The organism is Acuticoccus mangrovi (assembly GCF_016411865.1).
Classification (GTDB): Bacteria; Pseudomonadota; Alphaproteobacteria; order Rhizobiales; family Amorphaceae; genus Acuticoccus; species Acuticoccus mangrovi.
The window spans coordinates 111,184-131,907 of the sequence record NZ_JAEKJA010000026.1 but is presented as its reverse complement, the minus strand read 5'-3'; the positions used below and the strand labels follow the sequence as shown (position 1 = coordinate 131,907).

Here is a 20,724-nt window from a genome sequence, read left to right as displayed (position 1 = left end):
TGGGCTAAACACGGCGCTTGATCAACACGGATACTCTAGCGAGTGGTCGCGGCCTATGTCGCAGGAACGAAAGCAGAAGAAAAGTCGCTTGGCCGTGTGCAAATCCTGCACACGCGATTCTCTAACACTCTGACAATAAAAGACTTTCGGTCCAATCCATCATCGGCGCCACGGCGAGGCGCGTCGACCGGTCGGTTGCTCCGATTTTGCTTTCCGCGCTTTCCATGTCGCTTCCAGGTGCTCTTCGCTCGACCATGTCGGTTCGTTGTCGCCCACGTCCAATATCAACCCGGCAGGCGCGCCGAACCGATGCCAGACGTCATTGAACACATAGGCAAAGACGAATTGGCCGCCTTTCTGGCACAGACTGGCCGCAAACGGAACGCCGCCGGGCGCTCGTAGCGTTCGGCGATCGGTGACCGTCGCTCTGACCCGTACGCCAAGCCCCGACCGAGGGCGACGCCGATCTCCTGCCTCGCGGACGTTCCGCCGCGCGGAGGACGTGCCGGCAGCCGGCACCGTCCTCGGCATCGCTGCCGCATGCCGGCTAGAGGGAGGCGAACCTCGTTGCCCCCTCCCCTTGTGCAATGCACAAAATCCGCTAGAGTGCAGTTGCAATTCATTCTCAGTCTAAACCCGATGAGCCTCCCCTCGACCAACTGGCGTGCGCGACGCGACAATCCCTCCCTCTCGGAGGTCTTTCGCACCGTTTCCGTGCCGGCCGGCCGCTCCCCCTTCCGCCGCTTCCTCGCCTTCCTCGGGCCGGGCTATCTCGTCGCCGTGGGCTACATGGACCCCGGCAACTGGGCGACCTCGCTCGCCGGCGGCGCACGCTTCGGCTACACGCTGCTCTTCGTCGCCCTGCTGTCCAACGTGATGGCGATCCTCCTCCAGTCGCTCTGCGCGCGCCTTGCGATCGCGTCCGGCCGCGACCTCGCCCAGGCCTGCCGCGACGCCTATCCGCGCGCCGTGTCGATCCCCCTCTGGCTCCTCGCCGAGGCCGCCATCATCGCCACCGACCTTGCCGAGGTGATCGGCACCGCCATCGGCCTCAACCTCCTCTTCGCGATTCCCCTGGAACTCGGCGTCATCCTCACCGCCGCCGACGCTCTGTTGATCCTCTGGCTGCAGAAGCGCGGCTTTCGCTGGATCGAGGCGCTCGTCGTCGCGCTCCTCGCCGTCACCGCGACCTCCTTCCTCATCCAGATCGCGATGGCCGATCCGGACTGGGGCGCGGTGATCCGCGGCTTCGCCCCGTCGGTCGAGATCGTCACCGACCCCGAAATGCTCTACCTCGCGCTCGGCATCATCGGCGCGACGGTGATGCCGCATAACCTCTACCTCCACTCCGGCATCGTGCAGACACGCGACTTCGGCGGCGATCTCGCGGCGCGGCGCGAGGCTCTGAGCCTCGCCACATGGGACTCCAGCATCGCCCTGATGCTCGCCCTCCTCGTCAACGCCTCGATCCTGATCCTCGCCGCCGCCGCCTTCCACACCACCGGCCACACCGAGATCGTGGAGATCGATCAGGCGCACGCCCTCCTCTCCCCGCTCCTCGGCGGCGCACTCGCGCCCACCCTCTTCGGCATCGCCCTCCTCTGCTGCGGGCTCAACTCCACCGTCACCGCCACCATGGCCGGGCAGATCGTCATGGAGGGCTTCGTGCGGCTGCGCATGAGCCCCGTCGCCCGCCGCCTCCTGACACGCCTTCTCGCCATCGTGCCGACCCTCGGGGTGATCTTCGTCTACGGCAGCGGCGAGACCGGGCAGCTCCTCATTCTGAGCCAGGTGGTGCTGAGCTTTCAGCTGCCCTTCGCCATCGTTCCATTGGTGCTCTTCACCGCGGACAGGCAGAAGATGGGCGACCTCGTGACCCCCCGCTGGCTCACCATCCTGTGCGGGGTGATTGCGGTCACCATCGTCGCGCTCAACGTGAACCTCTTGGCCGCCTTTCTCGGCGGCGGCTCCATCTGAGCGACGGGGGCCGCATCACCCGGTCCCGTCGCCGACGACGATCGGCGCAGGCTCAGCCCCACGCCTCCTGCAGGATCGCGAGGAACTCCGGCGCCCCGATCGGCCGCGGGTTGGTCGCCGTCGAATGGTCGAGGACGGCGGCCTCGGAAATCTGCGGCAGGACGTCCTTCGGCACGCCCATCGCCGCAAGGGTCTCGGGCATCCCGAGATCGCGATTGAGCGCGACGATCTCCGCGGCGAGATCGGCATCCGGACCGGCGCCGAGCGCCTCGCCGAGCCGGGCGAACTTCGCCTCCGCCCCCACCGCGTTGTAGCGCAGCACCGCGGGCAGCAGCACCGCGTTGAGCGTGCCGTGATGCAATCGGAGCTCCTTCAGCCCGCCGAGCGGGTGGGACAGCGAGTGCACCGCTCCGAGGCCCTTCTGAAAGGTCATGCCGCCTTCGAGCGCCGCCATCATCATCTCGGTGCGCGCCGCGAGATCGCTGCCGTCGGCGACGGCGGTGCGGATATTGCCGGCGACGCGCTTCAACCCATCGAGCGCGATCGCCTCCGCCGGCGGATTGTCGCGCGGGCTGAGATAAGTCTCGATGCAGTGGGTGAGCGCATCCATCCCCGTCGCCGCGGTGAGGCGCGGCGGCAGCCCGAGCGTCAGCTCCGGGTCGCAGATCGCAACGTCCGGGATCATGAAGGGCGAGATGAAGCCGAGCTTGCGCCCGTCCGCCAGCGTGAGGAGCGCGGCGCGGCCCACCTCGCTGCCGGTCCCCGCCGTGGTGGGCACGGCGATCACGGGCGGCTTGTCCTTGCCGATGCGGCCGATGCCGCCGAGGATCGCAGCGTACTGGGCGAGCGGCGCCGGATGGGTCGCCATCAGCGACACGGCCTTCGCAAGGTCGAGCGGCGAACCGCCGCCGATCGCGACGACGCTGTCGCAGCCGGCGCTCTTGAACAGCGCCACCGCCTCGAACACGGCCTCCTCGGTAGGGTTCTCCGGCGTCCCGTCGAACACCGTCGCATCGGCCGGCAGCCCCCCGGCCGCGACCACCTCGGCGACGATGCCGGCGGCGACCACGCCCTTGTCGGCGACGATCAGCGGTGCCTTCGCCCCGAGCGCCTCGAGCTCGGCACCCAGCAACCGGCGGCTGCCCACCTCGAACTGGATCTTCGTGAGATAGGTGATCAGTGCCATGGATCGTTGCCCTCCGCTGATGGCGCGTGTCGCGACGGGTGCGCGAACGAACGAGCGCCGTCCCCTCTCTTTGCGCGCTCGGAGGGCGACGTCACGCGCAAACTGACGCCATCACCGGCTTCCGCTCGCCGCTCGGTTGACCGCATGCGAGGAACACGGCATCAGTCGGCTCACAAGAAGCGCTCTGCGCTCAGGCGCCGGGAGGACGCACCATTCGGGCGATCGCCGATCCCCTGACGAGAACCTTGGCAGCGCTGCGGGCGATGCGCGAGCCGCTCGTCGCGCTGTGCATTCTCCTGTCGGCGTTCAACCTCCTCCTGCCGGCGATGAATTTCGCGGCCGCGGCCGCGAACGACGCTCCCATCTGCTACGGCCTCGGCACGCCGGCATCGACGTCGAGCGAAGAAGGTCCCGCCGGCGACGGCCACTTCGCGAGCTGCTGCTTCTGCGCCGCGGTCGCCCTCGCCCCCGGCCTTCCGATCGAGGCGCTGCCGCGCGAGACGCTCCCCGACGGTGGCGCGCCGACGGTGGCGCGCACCATCGAGGCCCAGCGCCTCGCCGCGTCGACCCGAATCAGAGCCCCACCCGCCTCCTGAACCAGAACGCTCCATCCGATCCGCGCCGCGACAGCGCGGACCGGCCGAATCCGTCCTCGTTCAGGAGATCACAATGATCCGATCCAACCGCTTCGTCTGCGGCGCGGTAGCGCTCGCAACCCTTCTCGCCGCTCCCGCCGTGTTCGCGCACGGCACCGAAAAGCATGCCGCCGAAGGCCACGGCGCGACCACCGCGCCGGAGAGCTTCGCCCTCACCATCGAGCACCCCTGGATGCGCCAGCCGCCGCCGGGCGCCGAGGTCGCCGGCGGCTACGCCACGATCACCAACCCCACCGACGCGGCCGACCGGCTGATCGGCGCCTCCGCCCCCTTCGCAAAGTCCACCGAGATCCACGAGATGTCGATGGTGGACGGCATGATGCGGATGCAGCCGGTCGCCGGCGGCCTCGAGATCCCGGCCGGCGGCACCGTCGAGCTCGCGCCCGGCGGCTACCACGTGATGTTCCTCGAGCTCCTGGATCAGCCGCAGGCGGGCGACACGGTGGACGTCACCTTGGAGTTCGAGCACTCCGGCAGCATCACGGTGCCGATGAGCGTCGCCCCGATCGGTGCCCAGAAGCCCGCGATGGACATGGGCTCGGGCCACCACATGGGCCACGGCCAATAGCACGCCTCGCGGAGGGCGGGTGTCCGCCCTCCGCTTCCGCGGCCGGCACCTCCGCCATGCCTGCGGGCCTCGCGGCGGCTGTTGACCCGACGCGCCGATCTCGGCTTCGGTGGTCGGCGATCGTGCGTACGAGAACGAGGTGATGGAATGGGTGGGATCTGCTTCCGGTCCACCGTGGCGGCGGCCGCCATGGGTTGCGCGCTGGCGCTGCCGCCGGCCGGCGCCGCACAGGCGGCAAGGTTCCAGGTCGACCACACGGCGAGCGGCACCGTCATCGACTGCAAGGCGAACCCCCGCTACCGGAACGGCTTCGACGGCATCGACGTCTTCTCCACCGCCGATCCCGACCACGAAGGTGACTGGCTACGACCCTCCGACGTCACCATCCGCAATTGCGAGATCCGCGGCTCGGTGCAGATCTGGGGCATGGAAAGCCGCCGTTCGAAAGCGGGTGAGGAGCGGATGCAGGAGGCTTCGAGGAAGCCCGACTTCACCATCGCCATGCGGCGGATCGCCCCCACCGACATCCGCTTCGAGAATTGCCGCTTCAAGCTCACCCGGGCGACCGGCATCTACGTGGATACCGGCGCCAGCTTCATCAGCGTCGAAGGCTCGACCTTCGTCTACGATGCCGACCGGCTGCCGAAACAGTCGCCGACCACCGTCATCTATCTGAACCACGAGACGACATCGAATCGCATCGTCAACAACGTTTTCCGGATTCGGAACTTCCGCAAGAATGGCGAGGCCGCCCGCCGCCGCGAGATCATCGCCATCGACGGCTCGTCCGACAACGTGATCAGCGGCAACTATTTCTTGGGCATCGAACTCGGCGGCATCTACCTCTATCGCAACTGTGGCGAGCGCGGCATCGTCCGTCATTCGCTGCCGACCAACAACAAGATCTACGACAACGTGTTCATCCAACCCGCAGACGGGAAAGGGGCGGCCATCGTGTTCGGGAGCCGCCGGATCCGGGACTATTGCGACGACGACAGCACCAGCATGTTCGGCAGCGGCAAGTTCAATCAGTCCTACGTCATCAACAACTACGCCTTCGACAACGTGATCTGCGGCGCGGGGGCGAAGCAGTCCGGCGACGCGCTCGCCGAGACTCGATATGGCGGGTTCAAACGCCGCACCTTCGACAACGTGTCGGAGCCGAACACCTGGAGCGCCGGCGACGGCGCGAAGTGCCGGCTGCCGCGGTAGCCGCGGCGCCTCGCCCCGGCCCGATCCGGCGAACGGCCGGAGGGGCCCCTCTCAGAGCGAATTCAGAAGGCCCGTAATCGTCGCATCCTGGGGATTGTGCTCGCGCGCCTCCTCCAGAATGGCGCGGGCCTTCGTCGGGCCGGCCATCGCGGCGGCGATGCGGGCGAGCATCACCCACGCGTCGACGCGCTGCGGGTCGAGCCTCACCACCTCGCGGAAGGCGGCTTCGGCGGCAGCGGCGTTGCGCATCACGAGCGCCATGCCGCCAAGCTGAAGGTGCGTCTCGGGAAAGTCGAGATTGCTCGCGAGCGCGGCCCGCCACTCCGCCATCGCCCGGCTGAGATCCTCCGCGATCGCTCCGGGCAGATGCGCAATCGGCGCATCGAGCAGCGCTCGCGCCGCCTCCATCCGCACCGATCGCGACGGGTCCTCCAGGCTGTCGAGGAGGCGCAGCATGCGGTTCTGCGGCGGCGCGAGGCGCTGAACGCCGACGGCGGCGCGACGCACCAGCGGATCGTCGTCGGCGAGATAGGCGGCGAGACGGTCGGCGACGCCCGGATCGCCCGCGCCGGTGAGGAGCGACAGCGCGGTGGCGCGCACGATCCCCGGCGCGTCACCCTCGACGAGCGCGGCGAGGTCGCCGGCGGCGGCCGCGGGGTCCGCCCGCCCGTGCGCGAGCACCGTGCCGTAGTGCGGCCCGCGGTTGCGGTCGTCCGGATACCACTCGGCGATGCGGGCGGCGGCCCATGCGGGATCGCGATCGGTATGGCAGCCGGTGCAGGCGTCCGGCGCCCCGGTGATCGCGTCGAGGTCGGGACGCGGGATGCGGAAGGAGTGATCGGCACGCCAGTCGTTGCCCATATAGACGTGCTCCGTCATATGGCAGTTCTTGCACTGCGCCCCCGCCGTCCCGTCGGCATGGAAGTGATGAGCGGGACTGTCATAGTCGGCGGGGCGCAGGGTGGGAAAGGCCGGGTTCCCCACCGGATTGTGGCACTGGACGCAGACCGCGTTGCCCGGCGCACGGAGCGTCGCGGTGTGCGGATCGTGGCAGTTGAGGCACGTCACCCCGCGCGCATACATTTTCGACTGCAAGAAGGAGCCATAGACGTAGACCTCGTCCAGCACCTGACCGTCGGCGTGATAGAGGCCGGGATCGAGCAGGGAGAGGTTGTAGGCGTCGTCATAGGGCGTGCCGGGCAGCACGCTGCCCTCGAGATAGGCCGACCGGCGCGAGTGGCAGCCGGCGCACTGCTCGATCGTCTCCTTCGGCGTCGCAAAGGACTGGGTGAAGCCGAAGCCGTCGACCCCCTCCGGCACCGGAACGCCCTTCGCCCATTGCACGTGCGCCTCGCCCGGCCCGTGACAGGCCTCGCATCCGACGCCGATCTCGGCCTCGCGCGAGGCGAAGCGGTGCGTCTGCGGATCGTAGTTCTTCTCAAAGCCCGTCGAGTGACAGACGGCGCACCGGCCGTTCCAGTTCTTGTAGGGGCCGGTCCAGTGCATCCCGTCGTTCGGGGGCAGGTCGAGGTTGGGGTAGAGATGGAACCAGCCGCCTTTTTCGGTGTCCCACACCACGTCGAAGCTCTGGAGACGGCCGGGCTCGGTCTCCAACAGATATTGCTGCAGCGGCGCGGTGCCGACGACCGAATGGACGCGATAGTCGGTCGTCACCCCGTCCTTCTCGGTGACGGCGACGTGGTAGCTGCCGTCCGCCTCGATGCGGAAGCGCGCGGTCATGCCGTCGTGGGTGAATATGGTCCCGTCGAAGTCGGCGGTGACGGTCTCGGGCGACGGCCTCGTCCAGGCAAGGGCGTGGTGGGACCCCTGCCAGGCCTTCACGACGTCGCCGTGGCAGGCCGCGCAGGTCTCCGACCCTACGTAGGCGGGCGGCTCGTCCGCGAAAGCCGATGGAACGAGCGCCAAGAACGCCATCGTGAATAGGGCGGGAAGGATCCTGAGCATGATCTCGCTGGGTTGAACGGTGGGAGGATGCCGACCGGTCCACTCGGGATCGGTCGGGCGCTTCGCATGATCGGCGATCCCTTGAGACGGTCGCCGTCGGCCGCCGAGCGGGGCCGCACCGGACCCGGCGCGACCTCCCCCGCGGCTCAGCAGGGCCGCTACTGGTTCAGGTCCGGCAACTGCAGCTTCTCGAGCACCTGCTCGAGGCTGAAGCTCGCCGCCTTCTGGCGTGGCGGATAGGCTTCGAACGTCCCGATGAAGTTCGCCACGTAGCGCTGCGCCGGCACCAGCATGTAGGCGTGATCGAGAAGCCAGTCGTAGTAGGTGTTGGAGGTGCGGTAGGACCGCTCGTAGGGATCGCGCCGCAGGTTGAAGATCAGCGGCACGCGCAGCTCGGTGATCGGCTCCATCCAGGCCCGGAACGTCGCCCACGCCGTCTGCTCCAGGAACACCAGCTTCCAATCGTGCCACCGCAGCGCCATCAGGTCGCCGTCGTCGGAGAAGTAGAAGATCTCCTCGCGGGGGCTCTCGTCGGTCTCGCCGTTCAGCATCGGCAGGATGTTGTAGCCGTCGAGATGCACCTTGTAGTCCCGGCCCATCTCCGTGGTGCTGACCCCGTCGAGGAGATCCTCCTTCACGTGATCGTTGCCGGCGATGGCGAGGAAGGTCGGCAGCCAGTCCATGTGGTGGACGATGGCGTTGGAGACCTCTCCCTCGCTGATGTGACCGGGCCAGCGCACCATCGCGGGGACGCGCCAGCCGCCTTCCCAGTTGGTGTTCTTCTCGCCCCAGAACGGCGTCATGCCGGCGTCGGGCCACGTGTTCATGTGCGGGCCGTTGTCGGTCGAATAGAGCACGATGGTGTTGTCGGCGATGCCGAGCTCGTCGAGCTTGGCGAGGAAGAGGCCGATGTGCATGTCATGCTCGACCATGCCGTCGGAATACTCGTCCTGCCCGGAGATGCCGCGCAGCTCCGGCTTCACGTGGGTGCGGAAGTGCATGCGCGTGCCGCTCCACCAGACGAACCAGGGCACGCCCTCCTCCGTCTTGCGCGTGATGAAGTCGAGCGCGGCGGCCGAAGTCTCGTCGTCCACCGTCTCCATGCGCTTGCGCGTCAGGGCGCCGGTGTCCTCGATCGCGCCGCCCGCGAAGGAATGGATCACGCCGCGCGGGCCGAACGTCTCGCGGAAGGTGGAACCGTCGGCGAGGACGAGATCGGCCGGATAGTCCTCCTGCTCGGGCTCCTCCTCCGCGTTGAGATGGTAGAGGTTGCCGAGGAACTCGTCGAAGCCGTGGTTGGTGGGCAGATGCTCGTCGCGGTCGCCGAGGTGGTTCTTGCCGAACTGGCCCGTGGCGTACCCCTCCTCCTTGAGAAGGCCGGCGATCGTCGGATCCTCCTCGCGCATGCCGAGCTCGGCGCCGGGCAGCCCCACCTTCGACAGGCCGGTGCGGAACACCGACTGTCCGGTGATGAACGACGAGCGGCCCGCCGTGCACGACTGCTCGCCATAGTAGTCGGTAAACAGCATGCCCTCCTTGGCGATGCGGTCGATGTTGGGCGTTCGGTAACCCATCAACCCGAAGGTGTAGACCGAGAGGTTGGACTGGCCGATATCGTCGCCCCACAGCACAAGAATATTGGGCTTGTCCGCGGCGGCTTGATCCTGCGCCATGGCGCTGTCTGCAAGCCCTGCGATGGCCAACGCTGCAAGTATAGGCAGGGGCCGCATTTTATTTCTTATCATTTGGCGCTCCCTAGCATCCGAGCCTGAGGCTCACGAATGGAGGGAGATTATATCAGTTCCAAGCAAAGTTTGGCCCCGTGATTTTCCCGCGGGCGGCGCGCCGCCACCGCCCGCGATAGCATCGGGGCAACGGCGGCGCGGCGGGCGAGGCTCGCGCCGTGTTCAGCCTGCGGCCTTCGCCTCGAGGCGGGCACGGATGCTCGCGACGTCCGCCCGCGGCGTCGCGGCGAAGAGCACCTTCGTATAGTCGTGCTGCGGGTCGGCGAAGATGGCGTCGCGGGGGCGGTGCTCCACCACCTCGCCGAAATACATCACCATCACCTCGTCGGCGATGTAGCGCACCACGGAAAGGTCGTGGCTGACGAACACGTAGGTGAGGCCGAACTCGTCCTGCAGGTCGGCGAGGAGGTTCAGGATCTGCGCCTGCACCGAGAGGTCGAGCGCCGACACCGGCTCGTCGAGCACGAGCAGCGACGGGTTCAGCATCAGCGCCCGTGCGATGGCGATGCGCTGGCGCTGGCCACCGGAGAACATGTGCGGATAGCGGTTGTAGTGGGCCGGCGTGAGCCCGACCTTCTGGAGCATCCCCATCGCCCTGTCGCGCCGCTCCGCCGCCGAGGCGGGGGTGTTGAGAAGCAGCGGCTCGGTGAGGATGTCCCCCACCTTCTGGCGCGGGTTGAGCGAGCCGTAGGGGTTCTGGAAGACGATCTGCACCTTGCGCCGCTGGTCCGACGTGACGCGGTGCTTGGCGATGTCGATCGGCTCGCCGTCGATGAGGAGCTCGCCCGAGGTCGGCGGATCGATCATCGCGATGATGCGCGCGAGGGTCGACTTGCCGCAGCCCGATTCGCCCACGATCGCGAGCGTCTTGCCGCGCTCCAGCGTGAGGTCGATGCCCTTCAGCGCATGCACTACGCGGCGCTTGCCGAAGAAGGTGGCGCCGACGTCGTAGTCGCGCGTGACGGCGCGGGTCTCGAGCGCGGGCGTCATGCGTCCTCTCCGGCGAGGCGGAAGTCGGCGACCGTCGGCAGCCGCGTGCCCGTGGCGTTTTCCGGCAGCGCCGACAGAAGCGCCCTGGTGTAGGCGTTCTGCGGATTTTCGAAGAGGGAGAGCACGTCCGCCTCCTCCATCTTGCGCCCCATATATTGAACGATGACGCGGTCTGCCGTCTCGGCCACCACGCCCATGTCGTGGGTGATGAGGATGAGGCCCATTCCGTGGTCGGCCTGGAGCCTCATCAGAAGGTCGAGGATCTGCTTCTGGATCGTCACGTCGAGCGCGGTGGTGGGCTCGTCGGCGATGAGAAGCTTCGGCGCGCAGGCGATCGCCATCGCGATCATCACGCGCTGGCACTGGCCGCCCGACATCTGGTGCGGGAAGGAGGCGAGCCGCCGCTTCGGCTCCGGAATGCCGACGGCCTGCATCAACTCGATCGCCCGCTGCCGCCGCGCCCGGCGGGGCAGATCGGTGTGGCGGGCGAGCACCTCCTCGATCTGGAAACCCGCCGTGAAGCACGGATTGAGGCTCGCGATGGGCTCCTGGAAGATCATCGAGATGTCGCGCCCGATGATCTTGCGCCGCTCGGCCGCGGACATCGTGAGAAGATCGCGCCCCTCGAAGCGCATCGCATCGGCGGTGACGGTGGCCGACGGCGGCAATAGCCCCATCACCGCAAGCATCGCCACCGACTTTCCCGACCCCGATTCGCCCACGATGGCGAGCACCTCCCCCGGGTCGACCCGGTAGGAGACGCCCGAGAGCGCCGCGAAGGGGCCGCTGGAAGTGTCGAAGGTGACGCGCAGATTCTCGATCTCGAGCAGGGACATCGCGTCAGCTCCGCTTCAGCTTGGGGTCGAGCGCATCGCGCAGGCCGTCGCCCATCAGGTTGATGGCGAGCACGGTGACGAGGATCGCGAGGCCCGGGAAGGTGACCACCCACCAGGCGCGCAGGATGAACTCGCGCGCCTCCGCGAGCATCGTGCCCCACTCCGGGGTCGGCGGCTGAGCACCCATGCCGAGGAAGCCGAGCGCGGCCGCGTCGAGGATCGCCGTGGAAAAGGACAGCGTGCCCTGCACGATGAGCGGGGCGAGGCAGTTGGGCAGGATCGTCACGAACATGAGGCGCAGATGGCTCGCTCCGACGACCCGCGCCGAGACCACATATTCGCGGCGGAGCTCCGACATCACCGCCGCCCGCGTGAGGCGGGCGAAGTGGGGCTGGAGCACCAGCGCGATGGCGATCATCGCGTTGCCGAGCCCCGGCCCCAGCACGGCGACGAGCACCAGCGCCAGGAGCAGCGAGGGGAAGGCGAGGATGATGTCCATGACGCGCATGGCGAAGACGTCGACGGCGCCGCCGAAATAGCCCGCCGCGAGCCCGATCAGGATGCCCCCGGTGACGGCGATCGCCACCACCACCACGCCGATGAAGAGCGAGAAGCGCGCGCCGTAGATGAGGCGGGAGAGGATGTCGCGGCCGAGCGGATCGCTGCCGAGGATGAACTTCCAGGAGCCGCCCTCCACCCAGACCGGCGGTGCGAGGAGCGCGTCGCGAAACTGCTGGGTCGGCGAGTGGGGCGCGAGAACCGGCGCCATGAGCGCGGTCAGGACGAGAAGAAGGAACACGACGAGCCCCGCGACGGCCCCCCGATTCTGGCTGAAATAGTGCCAGAATTCGGCGAGCACCGCGGCGCGCATGCGCATCGCGGACGCACCCGGCGGCGCGGCCGCGACGAGATGGGTGGGCTCCTCCAGGTGAGCTTCGGGATTGGTGGAGGAATCGGCCTCGAGACGGTCGGACATGGCGGTTCCTCAGCGGTGCCGGATGCGCGGATTGATGAGGCCGTACAAGATGTCGACCACGAGGTTCACCACCATCACCAGCCCGGCGATGAGGACGAGGCCGCCCTGGACGACCGGATAGTCCCGGCGGGAGATGGAATCGACCATCCACTTGCCGATGCCCGGCCAGGAAAAGATCGTCTCGGTGAGGATCGCTCCGGCGATCAGCACCCCCACCTGCAGGCCGATCGTGGTGATCACCGGGATCAGCGCATTCCTCAGCGCGTGGAGGCCGATCACGCGGCTCGGCGCGAGGCCTTTCGCCCGGGCGGTGCGCACATAGTCCTCGGCGAGGACCTCCAGCATCGCCGAGCGCGTCTGCCGCGCGATGACGGCGAGCGGGATCGTGCCGAGCACGATGGTGGGCAGGACGAGATGCGACACCGCCGAGCCGAACGCGCCGGACTGGCCGGACAGCAGCGCGTCGATCGTCATGAAACCGGTCACGGACGGGAAGAAATAGAGGAACGAGATACGCCCTGAGACCGGCGTCCATCCGAGAATGCCCGAGAACAGGATGATGAGGAGCAGCCCCCACCAGAAGATCGGCATCGAGTAGCCCGTGAGGGCGACGCCCATCGCCGCCTGATCGAACAGCGAGCCGCGGCGCACCGCGGCGAGGATGCCGGCCGGGATGCCGATGGCGACGGCGAAGAGGATGGCGAAGAGGCCGAGCTCGGCGGTCGCCGGGAAGAGCGTCAGAAACTCGTCGAGCACCGGGCGCTTGGTGGAGATCGACACGCCGAAGTCGCCGTGGAGCAAGCCCCACACGTAGGACAGATACTGCTCGTAGATCGGCCGGTCGTAGCCGAATTGGACGAGGAGCTTCTGATAGCGCTCCGGGTCCATGCCTCGCTCGCCGGCGAGGAGGAGAACGGGATCGCCCGGCAGAACGCGGACGAAGGCGAACGCGACCAGCGTGATCCCGATGAAGGTCGGGATGATCAGGCCGAGGCGGCGGATGAGAAATCGCAGCATGGCGATGGCCGGGGGCGGACGTTGGGCCGCCCGCCCCCTTGGCCGTTACTCGGCGAGAGAGACGCCGTCGAACCAATGGCCGCCGAGGGGATCCATCACGTAGCCCTCGACGTTGGTGCGCATCGGCATGAACACCACCGAGTGGGCGATGGTGGCCCACGGCGCCTGCTCCTTGAACACCACCTGGGCCTGCTCGTAGAGCTTCGCCCGCTCCGCCTGGTCGGAGACGATCTTGGCGTCCTGAATGAGCTTCTCGAAGTCCTCGTTGCACCACTGGGCGCGGTTCGAGCCGCCGACGCCGTCGCAGCCGAGCAGCACGGCGAGGAAGTTGTCCGGATCGCCGTTGTCGCCGGTCCAGCCGAGGAGCACGGCACCGTCGCGCTTCACGTCCTGCGAGCGGGCGAGATATTCGCCCCACTCGTAGGATACGATCTCGACGTCGACGCCGATGTCGGCGAAGTCGGCCTGGATCACCTCGGCCATGCGGCGGGCGTTGGGGTTATAGGGACGCTGCACCGGCATCGCCCAGATCTTCATGGAGAGGTCGCTGACGCCCGCCTCCTCCAGCGCGGCCTTGGCGGCGTCCGGGTCGTAGGGATCGTCGACGATCGCGTCGTTGTAGCCCCACATCGTCGGCGGGATCGGGTTCTTCGCGGCGACGCCCGAGCCCTGGAACACGGCGTCGAGGATCGCCTGCTTGTTGATCGCCATATTCAGCGCCTTGCGGACCTTCGGGTTGTCGAAGGGTTCCATCTGCGTGTTGTAGGCGAGATAGCCGACGTTGAGGCCCTGCTGCTCCATCACGTTGATGTCGGCGTTGTTCTGCAGCGCCTCGATGTCGGCCGGGGCCGGGAACGGCATCACGTGGCACTCGCCGGCTTCGAGCTTCTGGCGCCGCACCGCCGGATCGATGGTGATGGCGAAGACGAGATTCTCGATCGGCTGCTTGCCGCCCCAATAGTCGGCGAAGGCGTGGTAGCGGATCGCGGCGTCCTGCTGGTAGCCGACGAACTGGAACGGGCCGGTGCCGATGGGCTGCTGGTTCAGCATCGGCAGATTGCCGGACTCCTCCAGCTGATCGGCATATTCCTTCGACAGGATGGAGGCGAAATCCATCGCCATGTTGGCAATGAAGGGAGCTTCGGGCCGGTTGAGGACGAACTTCACGGTATAGTCGTCGACCTTGTCGATGCTCTTGATCAGGTCCGGCATCGACATGCCGTTGAAGTATTCCCACGAGATGCCCGGGGTATACTCATACCATGGGCTGTCCTCGATCCGCTGACGGTCGAAGGTGAAGATCACGTCGTCGGCGTTGAAGTCCCGCGTCGGGGTGAAATAGCTGGTGGTGTGGAAGGGAACGCCTTCGCGCAGGTGGAAGGTGTACTCCGTGCCGTCGTCGGAGACCTCCCAGCTCTCGGCGAGGCCCGGCTGGACCTCGGAGGTGCCGCGCTTGAATTCCACGAGGCGGTTGTAGATCGGCTTCGACGAGGCGTCGAACGTGGTGCCGGCGGTATAGGGCGCCGGATCGAAGCCCTCGGGCGAGCCCTCGGAGCAGTAGACCAGCGTCTGGGCGTAGGCGCCGCCCGACAGGAGGCAGGCTATCGCCGTGGTGGCGAAGAGTCGGTTCGCAGCTCGCATCGTGATCGTTCTCCCCCGATTGGTTGCGGGCGCTCCAGTTGTTCATTTCTCCCCGGAACAAGCCCGTATCTGGGCGTCATCCAATCGGCATTTCTTTGCCTCGTCAACGCGACCGCGACGCACTCGCACAAAGACGCGGCGCCGACGTCGTCAGCTCCTCGTGTAGACTGTTCAACGCCTCCGTCGTCGCCCCCACCGCCACCGCGAGCTCGTCGATGAGCGGGGCGACGAACTCCGCCTCCCCCTCGCGGCAGGCCTCCTCGAGCGTCGCCAAGATGTCCTGCACCTGCACGGCCCCGAAAAGCGCCGCCGAACCGCACGTCTTGTGGGCGATGTCGGCAACGTGCGGGAGATCGCCACGCGCCGCCGGCAACGCCAGCGTGGGGCCAAGCGCCGCAAGCTCGTCGCGAAACGTGCCGAGCCGGTCGCAAAGCATTGCCGCCGGCAGGAGCTCGGCGAGCTCGCCGAGCACCGACATGTCGATGATGGCGGGGTCGACCGCCCCGTCGAGCCACGACCCGTCGGACGGCGGGAGTGCCGTGTCGCGGCCGGTCAGTTGGGCGAGAAGGGTGCGCAAGGCGTGCACCCGCAGCGGCTTGATGAGGCAATCCACCATCCCCGCCTCGCGCAGCCGCTCCTGCTCGGCCGGCAGCGCCTGCGCGGTCAACCCCACGACGGGAGCGGCACGGCTGAGCCCGTCGCCGCCGAGGATGCGGCGCGTCGCCTCGATCCCGTCGAGCCGGGGCATCGAGATGTCCATCAGGATGAGATCGAAGCGCTCGCGCGCCGCCGCCTCGACCCCCTCGAGCCCATCCACCGCCTCCACCACCTCGCAACCCTCGTGGAGGAGCATTTCACGGACGGCGAAGCGGTTGGTCTCGTTGTCCTCCACCACGAGAACGCGAAGCTCCTCGGTCAGCGGCGCGATGGAGGGCGCCGCGCTCGGGAGCGCCGCTGCGCCGGCGTCGAACGCGAGGGGGATGCGGAACGAGAAGCGGCTCCCGACCCCGGGGGTGCTCTCCAGCGCGATGTCGCCGCCGAGCGCGCGCACCACGCGCCGGCAGATCGCAAGGCCGAGGCCGTAGCCCGAATGGGCACGGCTATAGGAGGGGTCGAGGGTGACGAAATCCTCGAAGATCCGCTCCCGGTCGTCCTCCGCGATGCCGATGCCGGTGTCGGAAACGGCGAACACCACCTCTCCGGCGCCCTCCCCGGCCTGCGCGTCTAACGTGATCTCCCCCGCCGCGGTGAAGGAGACCGCGTTGGCGACGAGGTTGAGGAGCACCTGCGCGATGCGCTCGCCGTCGCCGACGGCGGCGGTCTCGGCGAGGTCGCACCGCACCTTGATGCGCGTGCCGCGCGCCTCGGCGGCGGGAGTGTTGACGCGTGCCACCTGTTGCAGGAGGTCCGCGACGTCGAAGGGGGCGGCGCGCAACCGCATCCGCCCCGCCTCGATGCGGGTGATGTCGAGCACGTCGTCGACACGGCGTTGCAGCATTTCGCCCGAGAGCGTCGCGGTCTCGAGATATTCGCGCTGCTTGGCGTCGAGCGCGGTGCCACCGAGGAGGTCGAGCAGCGCCAGGACGCCGTTGAGCGGGGTGCGCATCTCGTGGCTCATCACCGCGAGGAAGTCCGACTTCGCCTTCGCGACGGCGAGCGCCTTGTCGCGTGCTTCGGTGAGCGCCCGCTGGCTCGCCAGCCGATTGGTGATGTCACGGACATAGCCGACCACCATCGGCCCGGTGGGACCGTCGGAGGTCGCGAGCGACAGTTCGGCGGGAAAGGTCCCGCCGTCCGCCCGCATCGCCTCCACCAGCACGCGCCCGCGGTCGATGATGGTGCCGCTGCCGATCCGGCCGTGGCGCGCCATCGCCGTCCTGTGCGCCTCGCGCCCCTCCGGCGGCACCACGAGCTCGCCGACGTCCTGACCGAGAACGTCGGCCCGCCGGTAGCCGAAGGTGCGCTCGGCGGCCGGGCTGAACTCCACGATGCGCCCCTCGGTGTCGGCCACGATCACGGCGTCGAGCGAGGCGTCGATCGCCTTGGCGTAGCGGTCGGAGACGATGCGCAGCGCCTCCCCGCGCCGGGAAAGCTCCCGGTTCTGGCGGATGCTGAAGACGAGGAGCGCCGCGAGGATCAGGAGGAGGACGACCGCGAAGAGCGAGGTCGCGAGCAGCAACTTGCGAAAGGCCGTACGGCGCTGGTCCTCCACGGCGGCGAAGTGCCGCACGCCCGTCAGCGCGAAGGCGCGCACCAGCGGCCGCATCTGCCCGACCTCGCGCTCGAGCTCGGGCAGCGCGGCGGCAAGGGCGGCGTCGTCGGCGTCGAAGCGGGGCACCAGGGCCGCGATGGCGCCGTTCAGCCCCTTGAGCACGTCGACGTTCGCGGGCTCGGCGGCGAGCTCGTCGAACATCTGGCCCCGCGTCAGCATCCGGGCGCGGCCGTAGAAGATGTCGAAGCGGCGGCGCAGCACGCCGAGATCGGGGCTCGGGGCGTGGAGGGCGGCGAGGATCGTCTGGTGCAGCGTGAGGTATTCCACCTCCTGCTGGGCGAGCGACCAGTGGACGTTGTCGCGCGAGGTTGCGGCGTGATCCGTCAGCTCCTCGACGATCTTGACCGACAGGAGGCCGAGGACGGCGACGATCCCGAGGGCGAGGACGACGCCCGCGACCACGCCGCCGTGGAGCGCAGGGCCCGTCGTGCCGCCCTCACGCGGCGCGTTGCCCGTGACGTTCTCCATGACAACGCCTAGTCCTCGACCGTCAGTCGGCGGAGCTGCCAGATGCTGCGCGAATAGATCAGCTCGGAGCGGTAGCGGGCACTGAGATCGTAGGGAAACACGATCCAGAGCGGCCCCATCTCGCGCACCGGCATCGGCCGCCCATCGGCGAGGTAGGCGATGAGCGCGCCGTCGAGCCCGGCCGCGTCGATCGGGATCTCGACGGCGTAGTCGTTGAGCGCCACCGCCCTCAGGCGGGAGCCCCGCGCCTCCACCGCGGCGAGGAGGTCGGCGAGCGCCACGCCCTCGAAGCGGATGATGCCGCTCGTCCAGATGGTGCTGGTCTCGACGCTCGTCACCGGGAGCGAGCGCAGGCGGCGGAGGGTGAAGGCCTGGCTGCCGCCCGTCACGCCGCCGGTCACCTCCAGGATCACCGCGCCCGCCTCATCGGCGGCATCGCCCCCCGCGGTGGCGGCGCTCTCGGCCGCAGCGGGTGTGACGACGAGGCAGAGGGCGAGAGCGGCTGCGGCCGCTCCGAGCAAGCCGGCCGCGAAGCGCAAAGCCATGATCGATCTCCCGAGGTTGGACCGAGGCGAGTTTAGGTCCGGGAGGTCGACCATGGGCCGCGCATCGGGTTCGCCGGCACGCGCGAAAGGATAGGTGCGCCTATCCGACCGTCTGTATGCTCGCGCCGATCGTCTCGGTCCGAGCCTCCAGAAAGGCGGCGACGGCGTCGAGCAGCGCGCTGATCTCCGCCTCGCCCACCGGCAGGGACAGGGCGATCAGGCCGCGCTGAGCGATGTAGTGGCCGCCCGCCAGAAGGTCGAACTGGAGGAGCCGGCGCAGCGCCGTCGCATCCTCGGCGTGCGTGGCGTGGATCGTCATGATCGAGCCGAGCCCGGTCACGCTGTAGGGCGCGCCGGCGGCCTCGAAGATCGCCTGGAGGTCCCGCCGCAGCGCCTCGCCGCGATCGAACAGGGCCTCGAGCGCCGCGCCGTCGAGATAGGCGTCGATGGCGGCGATGCCGGCCGCCATCGTCAGCGTGTTGTTGTTGAAGGTGCCCGCGTGGCCGAGCGCGTCGGCGCGGCGCGGGTCGAGGCGCGCCATCAGATCGCGCCGGCCGCCGAACGCGCCGAAGGCGAGGCCACCGCCGAAGAATTTTCCGATGGTGGTGAGATCAGGCCGGATGCCGAGCCGCCCCTGGCAGCCGGCGACGGACATGCGCGCCGTCTGGATCTCGTCGAAGATGAGGATCGCGCCGGCCGCCTCGGTGAGGCGACGCAGGCCGAGGAGGAAGTCGCGCGAGGCGACGTGGCAGCCCCCCGCCCCCTGCATCGGCTCCACCAGCACCGCCGCTATGTCGCCGTCCTCGGCGAATGCGGCGCTCGCCGCCTCGAGGTCGTCGTAGGGCAGGACCTTGAAGTCGAACGGTGCCGTCGCCGCCGAGCCGCCCGGCGGGAAGGACAGCACGCCACCGTGATAGCCACGCTCGAACACCACGATGCGCGAGCGCCCGGTGGCAGCCCGCGCCAGCGTGATCGCCATCAGGTTCGCCTCGGTGCCGGAGTTGGTGAAGCGAACGAGGTCGATCGAGGGAAACCGCGCGACGATGCGCTCGGCGAGGCCGATCTCGAGGCGGTTGTGGGAGGAGAGGTTGATGCCGTCGGCGAGCGCCTTCGCCACCGCCGTCGCCACCGCGTCGGGCGAATGGCCGAAGATCCCGCTGGTGAACTCGCCGAGGAAGTCGACGTAGGTGTGGCCGTCGACGTCGGTGATGCGGCACCCCTTGCCGCTCGCGACGCAGAGGGGGAAGGGATCGCTCCACAGCGAGGAGCGCGTGTTGCCGCCCGGCATCACCTTCTCGGCCCGGCGATGCGCGGCGAGGCTTTCGGGACGGCGGTCGACATAGAGGGCCTCGGCCTCGGCGAGGGCGCAGGCGAGGCTCTGAGCGGTCATGGCGATCCTCCTGAAGCGCCCTCACGGCGCGCCGGGAGGCCTACACCGTCCGCAATCAGGCGGCAATCGGGCGGCCGAGGGGTCGACCGCGGCGAGGCGATGTCCCAACCATAGGCGAATGTCCTATATAGGAGGCATAGCAACTAATTCTGCCTCAGCATGGAACGGACGGCGCCATGATCCCCTACTCCATCCTCGACCTCGCTCCGATCACGGAAGGCTCCGACGCGCGCACGGCCCTCCTCAACTCCGCCGACCTCGCCCGCCACGCCGAGGCCGCGGGCTACACCCGTTTCTGGCTCGCCGAGCACCACAACATCCCCGGCATCGCGAGCGCGGCGACCGCGGTGGTGATCGGCCACGTCGCCGCCGCCACCAAGACGATCCGCGTCGGCTCGGGCGGGATCATGCTTCCCAACCACGCCCCGCTGATCATCGCCGAGCAGTTCGGCACCCTCGCCTGCCTGTTTCCCGACCGCATCGACCTCGGCATCGGCCGGGCGCCCGGCACCGACATGATGACCGCCCGCGCGCTCCGGCGAAATCTCGAGAGCACCGACAACTTCCCCCAGGACGTCTTCGAGCTGATGACCTACCTCGACGATCCCGAGCCCGGCATGAGCATCAAGGCGAACCCCGGCGCAGGCACCAAGGTGCCGGTGACGATCCTCGGCTCGTCCACCTACGGGGCGCAGCTCGCCGCCTATCTCGGCCTGCCCTACGCGTTCGCCTCGCACTTCGCCCCGGCGCAGCTGCAGGAGGCGCTCGACATCTACCGCCGCACCTTCCGCCCCTCGCCGCAGCTCTCTGCGCCCTACTTCACGCTGGCCGTCAACGTGTTCGCCGCCGACACCGACGAGGAGGCGCGCTACCTGATGTCCTCGCTGCAGCAGTCCTTCGCCAACCTGCGCTCCGGGCGGCCGAGCCTGTTGCCCTATCCGGTGGACAATGTCGCGCAGGCGATCGATCCGCGGATGATGGCGACGGTCGACGAGGCGCTGCGCGTCACCGTCGTCGGCTCGGCCGATACGGTGCGCACCGGGCTCGCCGCCCTCCTCGCCCGCTACCGGCCCGACGAGGTCATCCTCACCGGCCAGATCCACGACCACGCGGCGCGCATCCGCTCCTTCCAGATCGCCGCCGAGGTGATGACGAGCGTTCCCGAGCCGGCCTGAGAGACCGCCGGCCGGGCGCGCGAGGGCCCGCCCGGCATTTGGAATTTCTGCGGTTGGCACAACGGTTGCTCGTCCCGGTGGCGACACGTTGGACCACCGCCGAGT

16 protein-coding genes are annotated in these 20,724 nt (G+C 68.6%); 5 read left to right on the top strand and 11 right to left on the bottom strand.

The annotated features are described in order from the left end of the window. Positions 1-639 precede the first annotated feature (639 nt). Complete coding sequence (locus tag JCR33_RS22010) at positions 640-1,977, top strand: Nramp family divalent metal transporter (protein ID WP_198884297.1); 1,338 nt, start codon at positions 640-642, stop codon at positions 1,975-1,977. 52 nt (positions 1,978-2,029) lie between these two features. Here the strand turns inward: JCR33_RS22010 and JCR33_RS22005 are convergent, their stop codons facing one another. Next, positions 2,030-3,163, bottom strand: a complete 1,134-nt coding sequence (locus JCR33_RS22005) for an iron-containing alcohol dehydrogenase (RefSeq protein ID WP_198884282.1) — start codon at positions 3,161-3,163, stop codon at positions 2,030-2,032. 245 nt (positions 3,164-3,408) lie between these two features. Here JCR33_RS22005 and JCR33_RS22000 point away from each other — a divergent pair, with 245 nt between their 5' ends. The 3 genes from JCR33_RS22000 (at position 3,409) to JCR33_RS21990 (ending at position 5,599) form a co-directional block, all read left to right on the top strand. After that, on the top strand, positions 3,409-3,759 hold the full coding sequence (locus JCR33_RS22000; protein ID WP_198884281.1) for a hypothetical protein: 351 nt from the start codon (positions 3,409-3,411) through the stop codon (positions 3,757-3,759). A gap of 73 nt (positions 3,760-3,832) precedes the next feature. Then, complete coding sequence (locus tag JCR33_RS21995) at positions 3,833-4,387, top strand: copper chaperone PCu(A)C (protein ID WP_211110501.1); 555 nt, start codon at positions 3,833-3,835, stop codon at positions 4,385-4,387. Positions 4,388-4,534: 147 nt separating this feature from the next. After that, positions 4,535-5,599: a right-handed parallel beta-helix repeat-containing protein gene (locus tag JCR33_RS21990; RefSeq protein WP_198884280.1), complete on the top strand. Its 1,065-nt coding sequence runs from the start codon at positions 4,535-4,537 to the stop codon at positions 5,597-5,599. A gap of 51 nt (positions 5,600-5,650) precedes the next feature. On the opposite strand, the gene JCR33_RS21985 is transcribed toward JCR33_RS21990, so the two are convergent. From JCR33_RS21985 to JCR33_RS21940, 10 genes are all read right to left on the bottom strand, one after another. Continuing rightward, positions 5,651-7,534, bottom strand: a complete 1,884-nt coding sequence (locus tag JCR33_RS21985; RefSeq protein WP_198884295.1) for a cytochrome c3 family protein — start codon at positions 7,532-7,534, stop codon at positions 5,651-5,653. A 188-nt stretch (positions 7,535-7,722) separates the two neighbouring features. Beyond that, complete coding sequence (locus tag JCR33_RS21980) at positions 7,723-9,237, bottom strand: arylsulfatase (RefSeq protein ID WP_232372752.1); 1,515 nt, start codon at positions 9,235-9,237, stop codon at positions 7,723-7,725. Between the two features lie 234 nt (positions 9,238-9,471). Beyond that, complete coding sequence (locus JCR33_RS21975; RefSeq protein ID WP_198884278.1) at positions 9,472-10,299, bottom strand: ABC transporter ATP-binding protein; 828 nt, start codon at positions 10,297-10,299, stop codon at positions 9,472-9,474. Further along, a complete protein-coding gene (locus JCR33_RS21970) occupies positions 10,296-11,135 on the bottom strand; it encodes an ABC transporter ATP-binding protein (protein ID WP_198884277.1) in 840 nt (279 codons plus the stop codon). Before JCR33_RS21970 ends, JCR33_RS21975 begins: the two co-directional genes overlap by 4 nt. Positions 11,136-11,139: 4 nt before the next feature. After that, on the bottom strand, positions 11,140-12,012 hold the full coding sequence (locus tag JCR33_RS21965; RefSeq protein WP_198884294.1) for an ABC transporter permease subunit: 873 nt from the start codon (positions 12,010-12,012) through the stop codon (positions 11,140-11,142). A gap of 108 nt (positions 12,013-12,120) precedes the next feature. Beyond that, the gene (locus JCR33_RS21960) at positions 12,121-13,128 is read right to left on the bottom strand and encodes an ABC transporter permease subunit (RefSeq protein WP_198884276.1); all 1,008 of its coding nucleotides are present in this window, start codon (positions 13,126-13,128) and stop codon (positions 12,121-12,123) included. Between the two features lie 45 nt (positions 13,129-13,173). Then, on the bottom strand, positions 13,174-14,769 hold the full coding sequence (locus JCR33_RS21955; protein ID WP_198884275.1) for an ABC transporter substrate-binding protein: 1,596 nt from the start codon (positions 14,767-14,769) through the stop codon (positions 13,174-13,176). A 103-nt stretch (positions 14,770-14,872) separates the two neighbouring features. Further along, positions 14,873-17,509, bottom strand: coding sequence for a hybrid sensor histidine kinase/response regulator (locus JCR33_RS21950; protein ID WP_198884274.1), 2,637 nt, complete (start codon positions 17,507-17,509; stop codon positions 14,873-14,875). Between the two features lie 8 nt (positions 17,510-17,517). After that, complete coding sequence (locus tag JCR33_RS21945; protein ID WP_198884273.1) at positions 17,518-18,054, bottom strand: molybdopterin-dependent oxidoreductase; 537 nt, start codon at positions 18,052-18,054, stop codon at positions 17,518-17,520. 100 nt (positions 18,055-18,154) lie between these two features. Next, positions 18,155-19,444 (bottom strand): aspartate aminotransferase family protein, encoded by a 1,290-nt coding sequence (locus JCR33_RS21940; protein ID WP_198884272.1) that lies wholly within the window; start codon positions 19,442-19,444, stop codon positions 18,155-18,157. Between the two features lie 176 nt (positions 19,445-19,620). Here JCR33_RS21940 and JCR33_RS21935 point away from each other — a divergent pair, with 176 nt between their 5' ends. Next, positions 19,621-20,619 (top strand): LLM class flavin-dependent oxidoreductase, encoded by a 999-nt coding sequence (locus JCR33_RS21935; protein WP_198884271.1) that lies wholly within the window; start codon positions 19,621-19,623, stop codon positions 20,617-20,619. Positions 20,620-20,724: the final 105 nt, after the last annotated feature.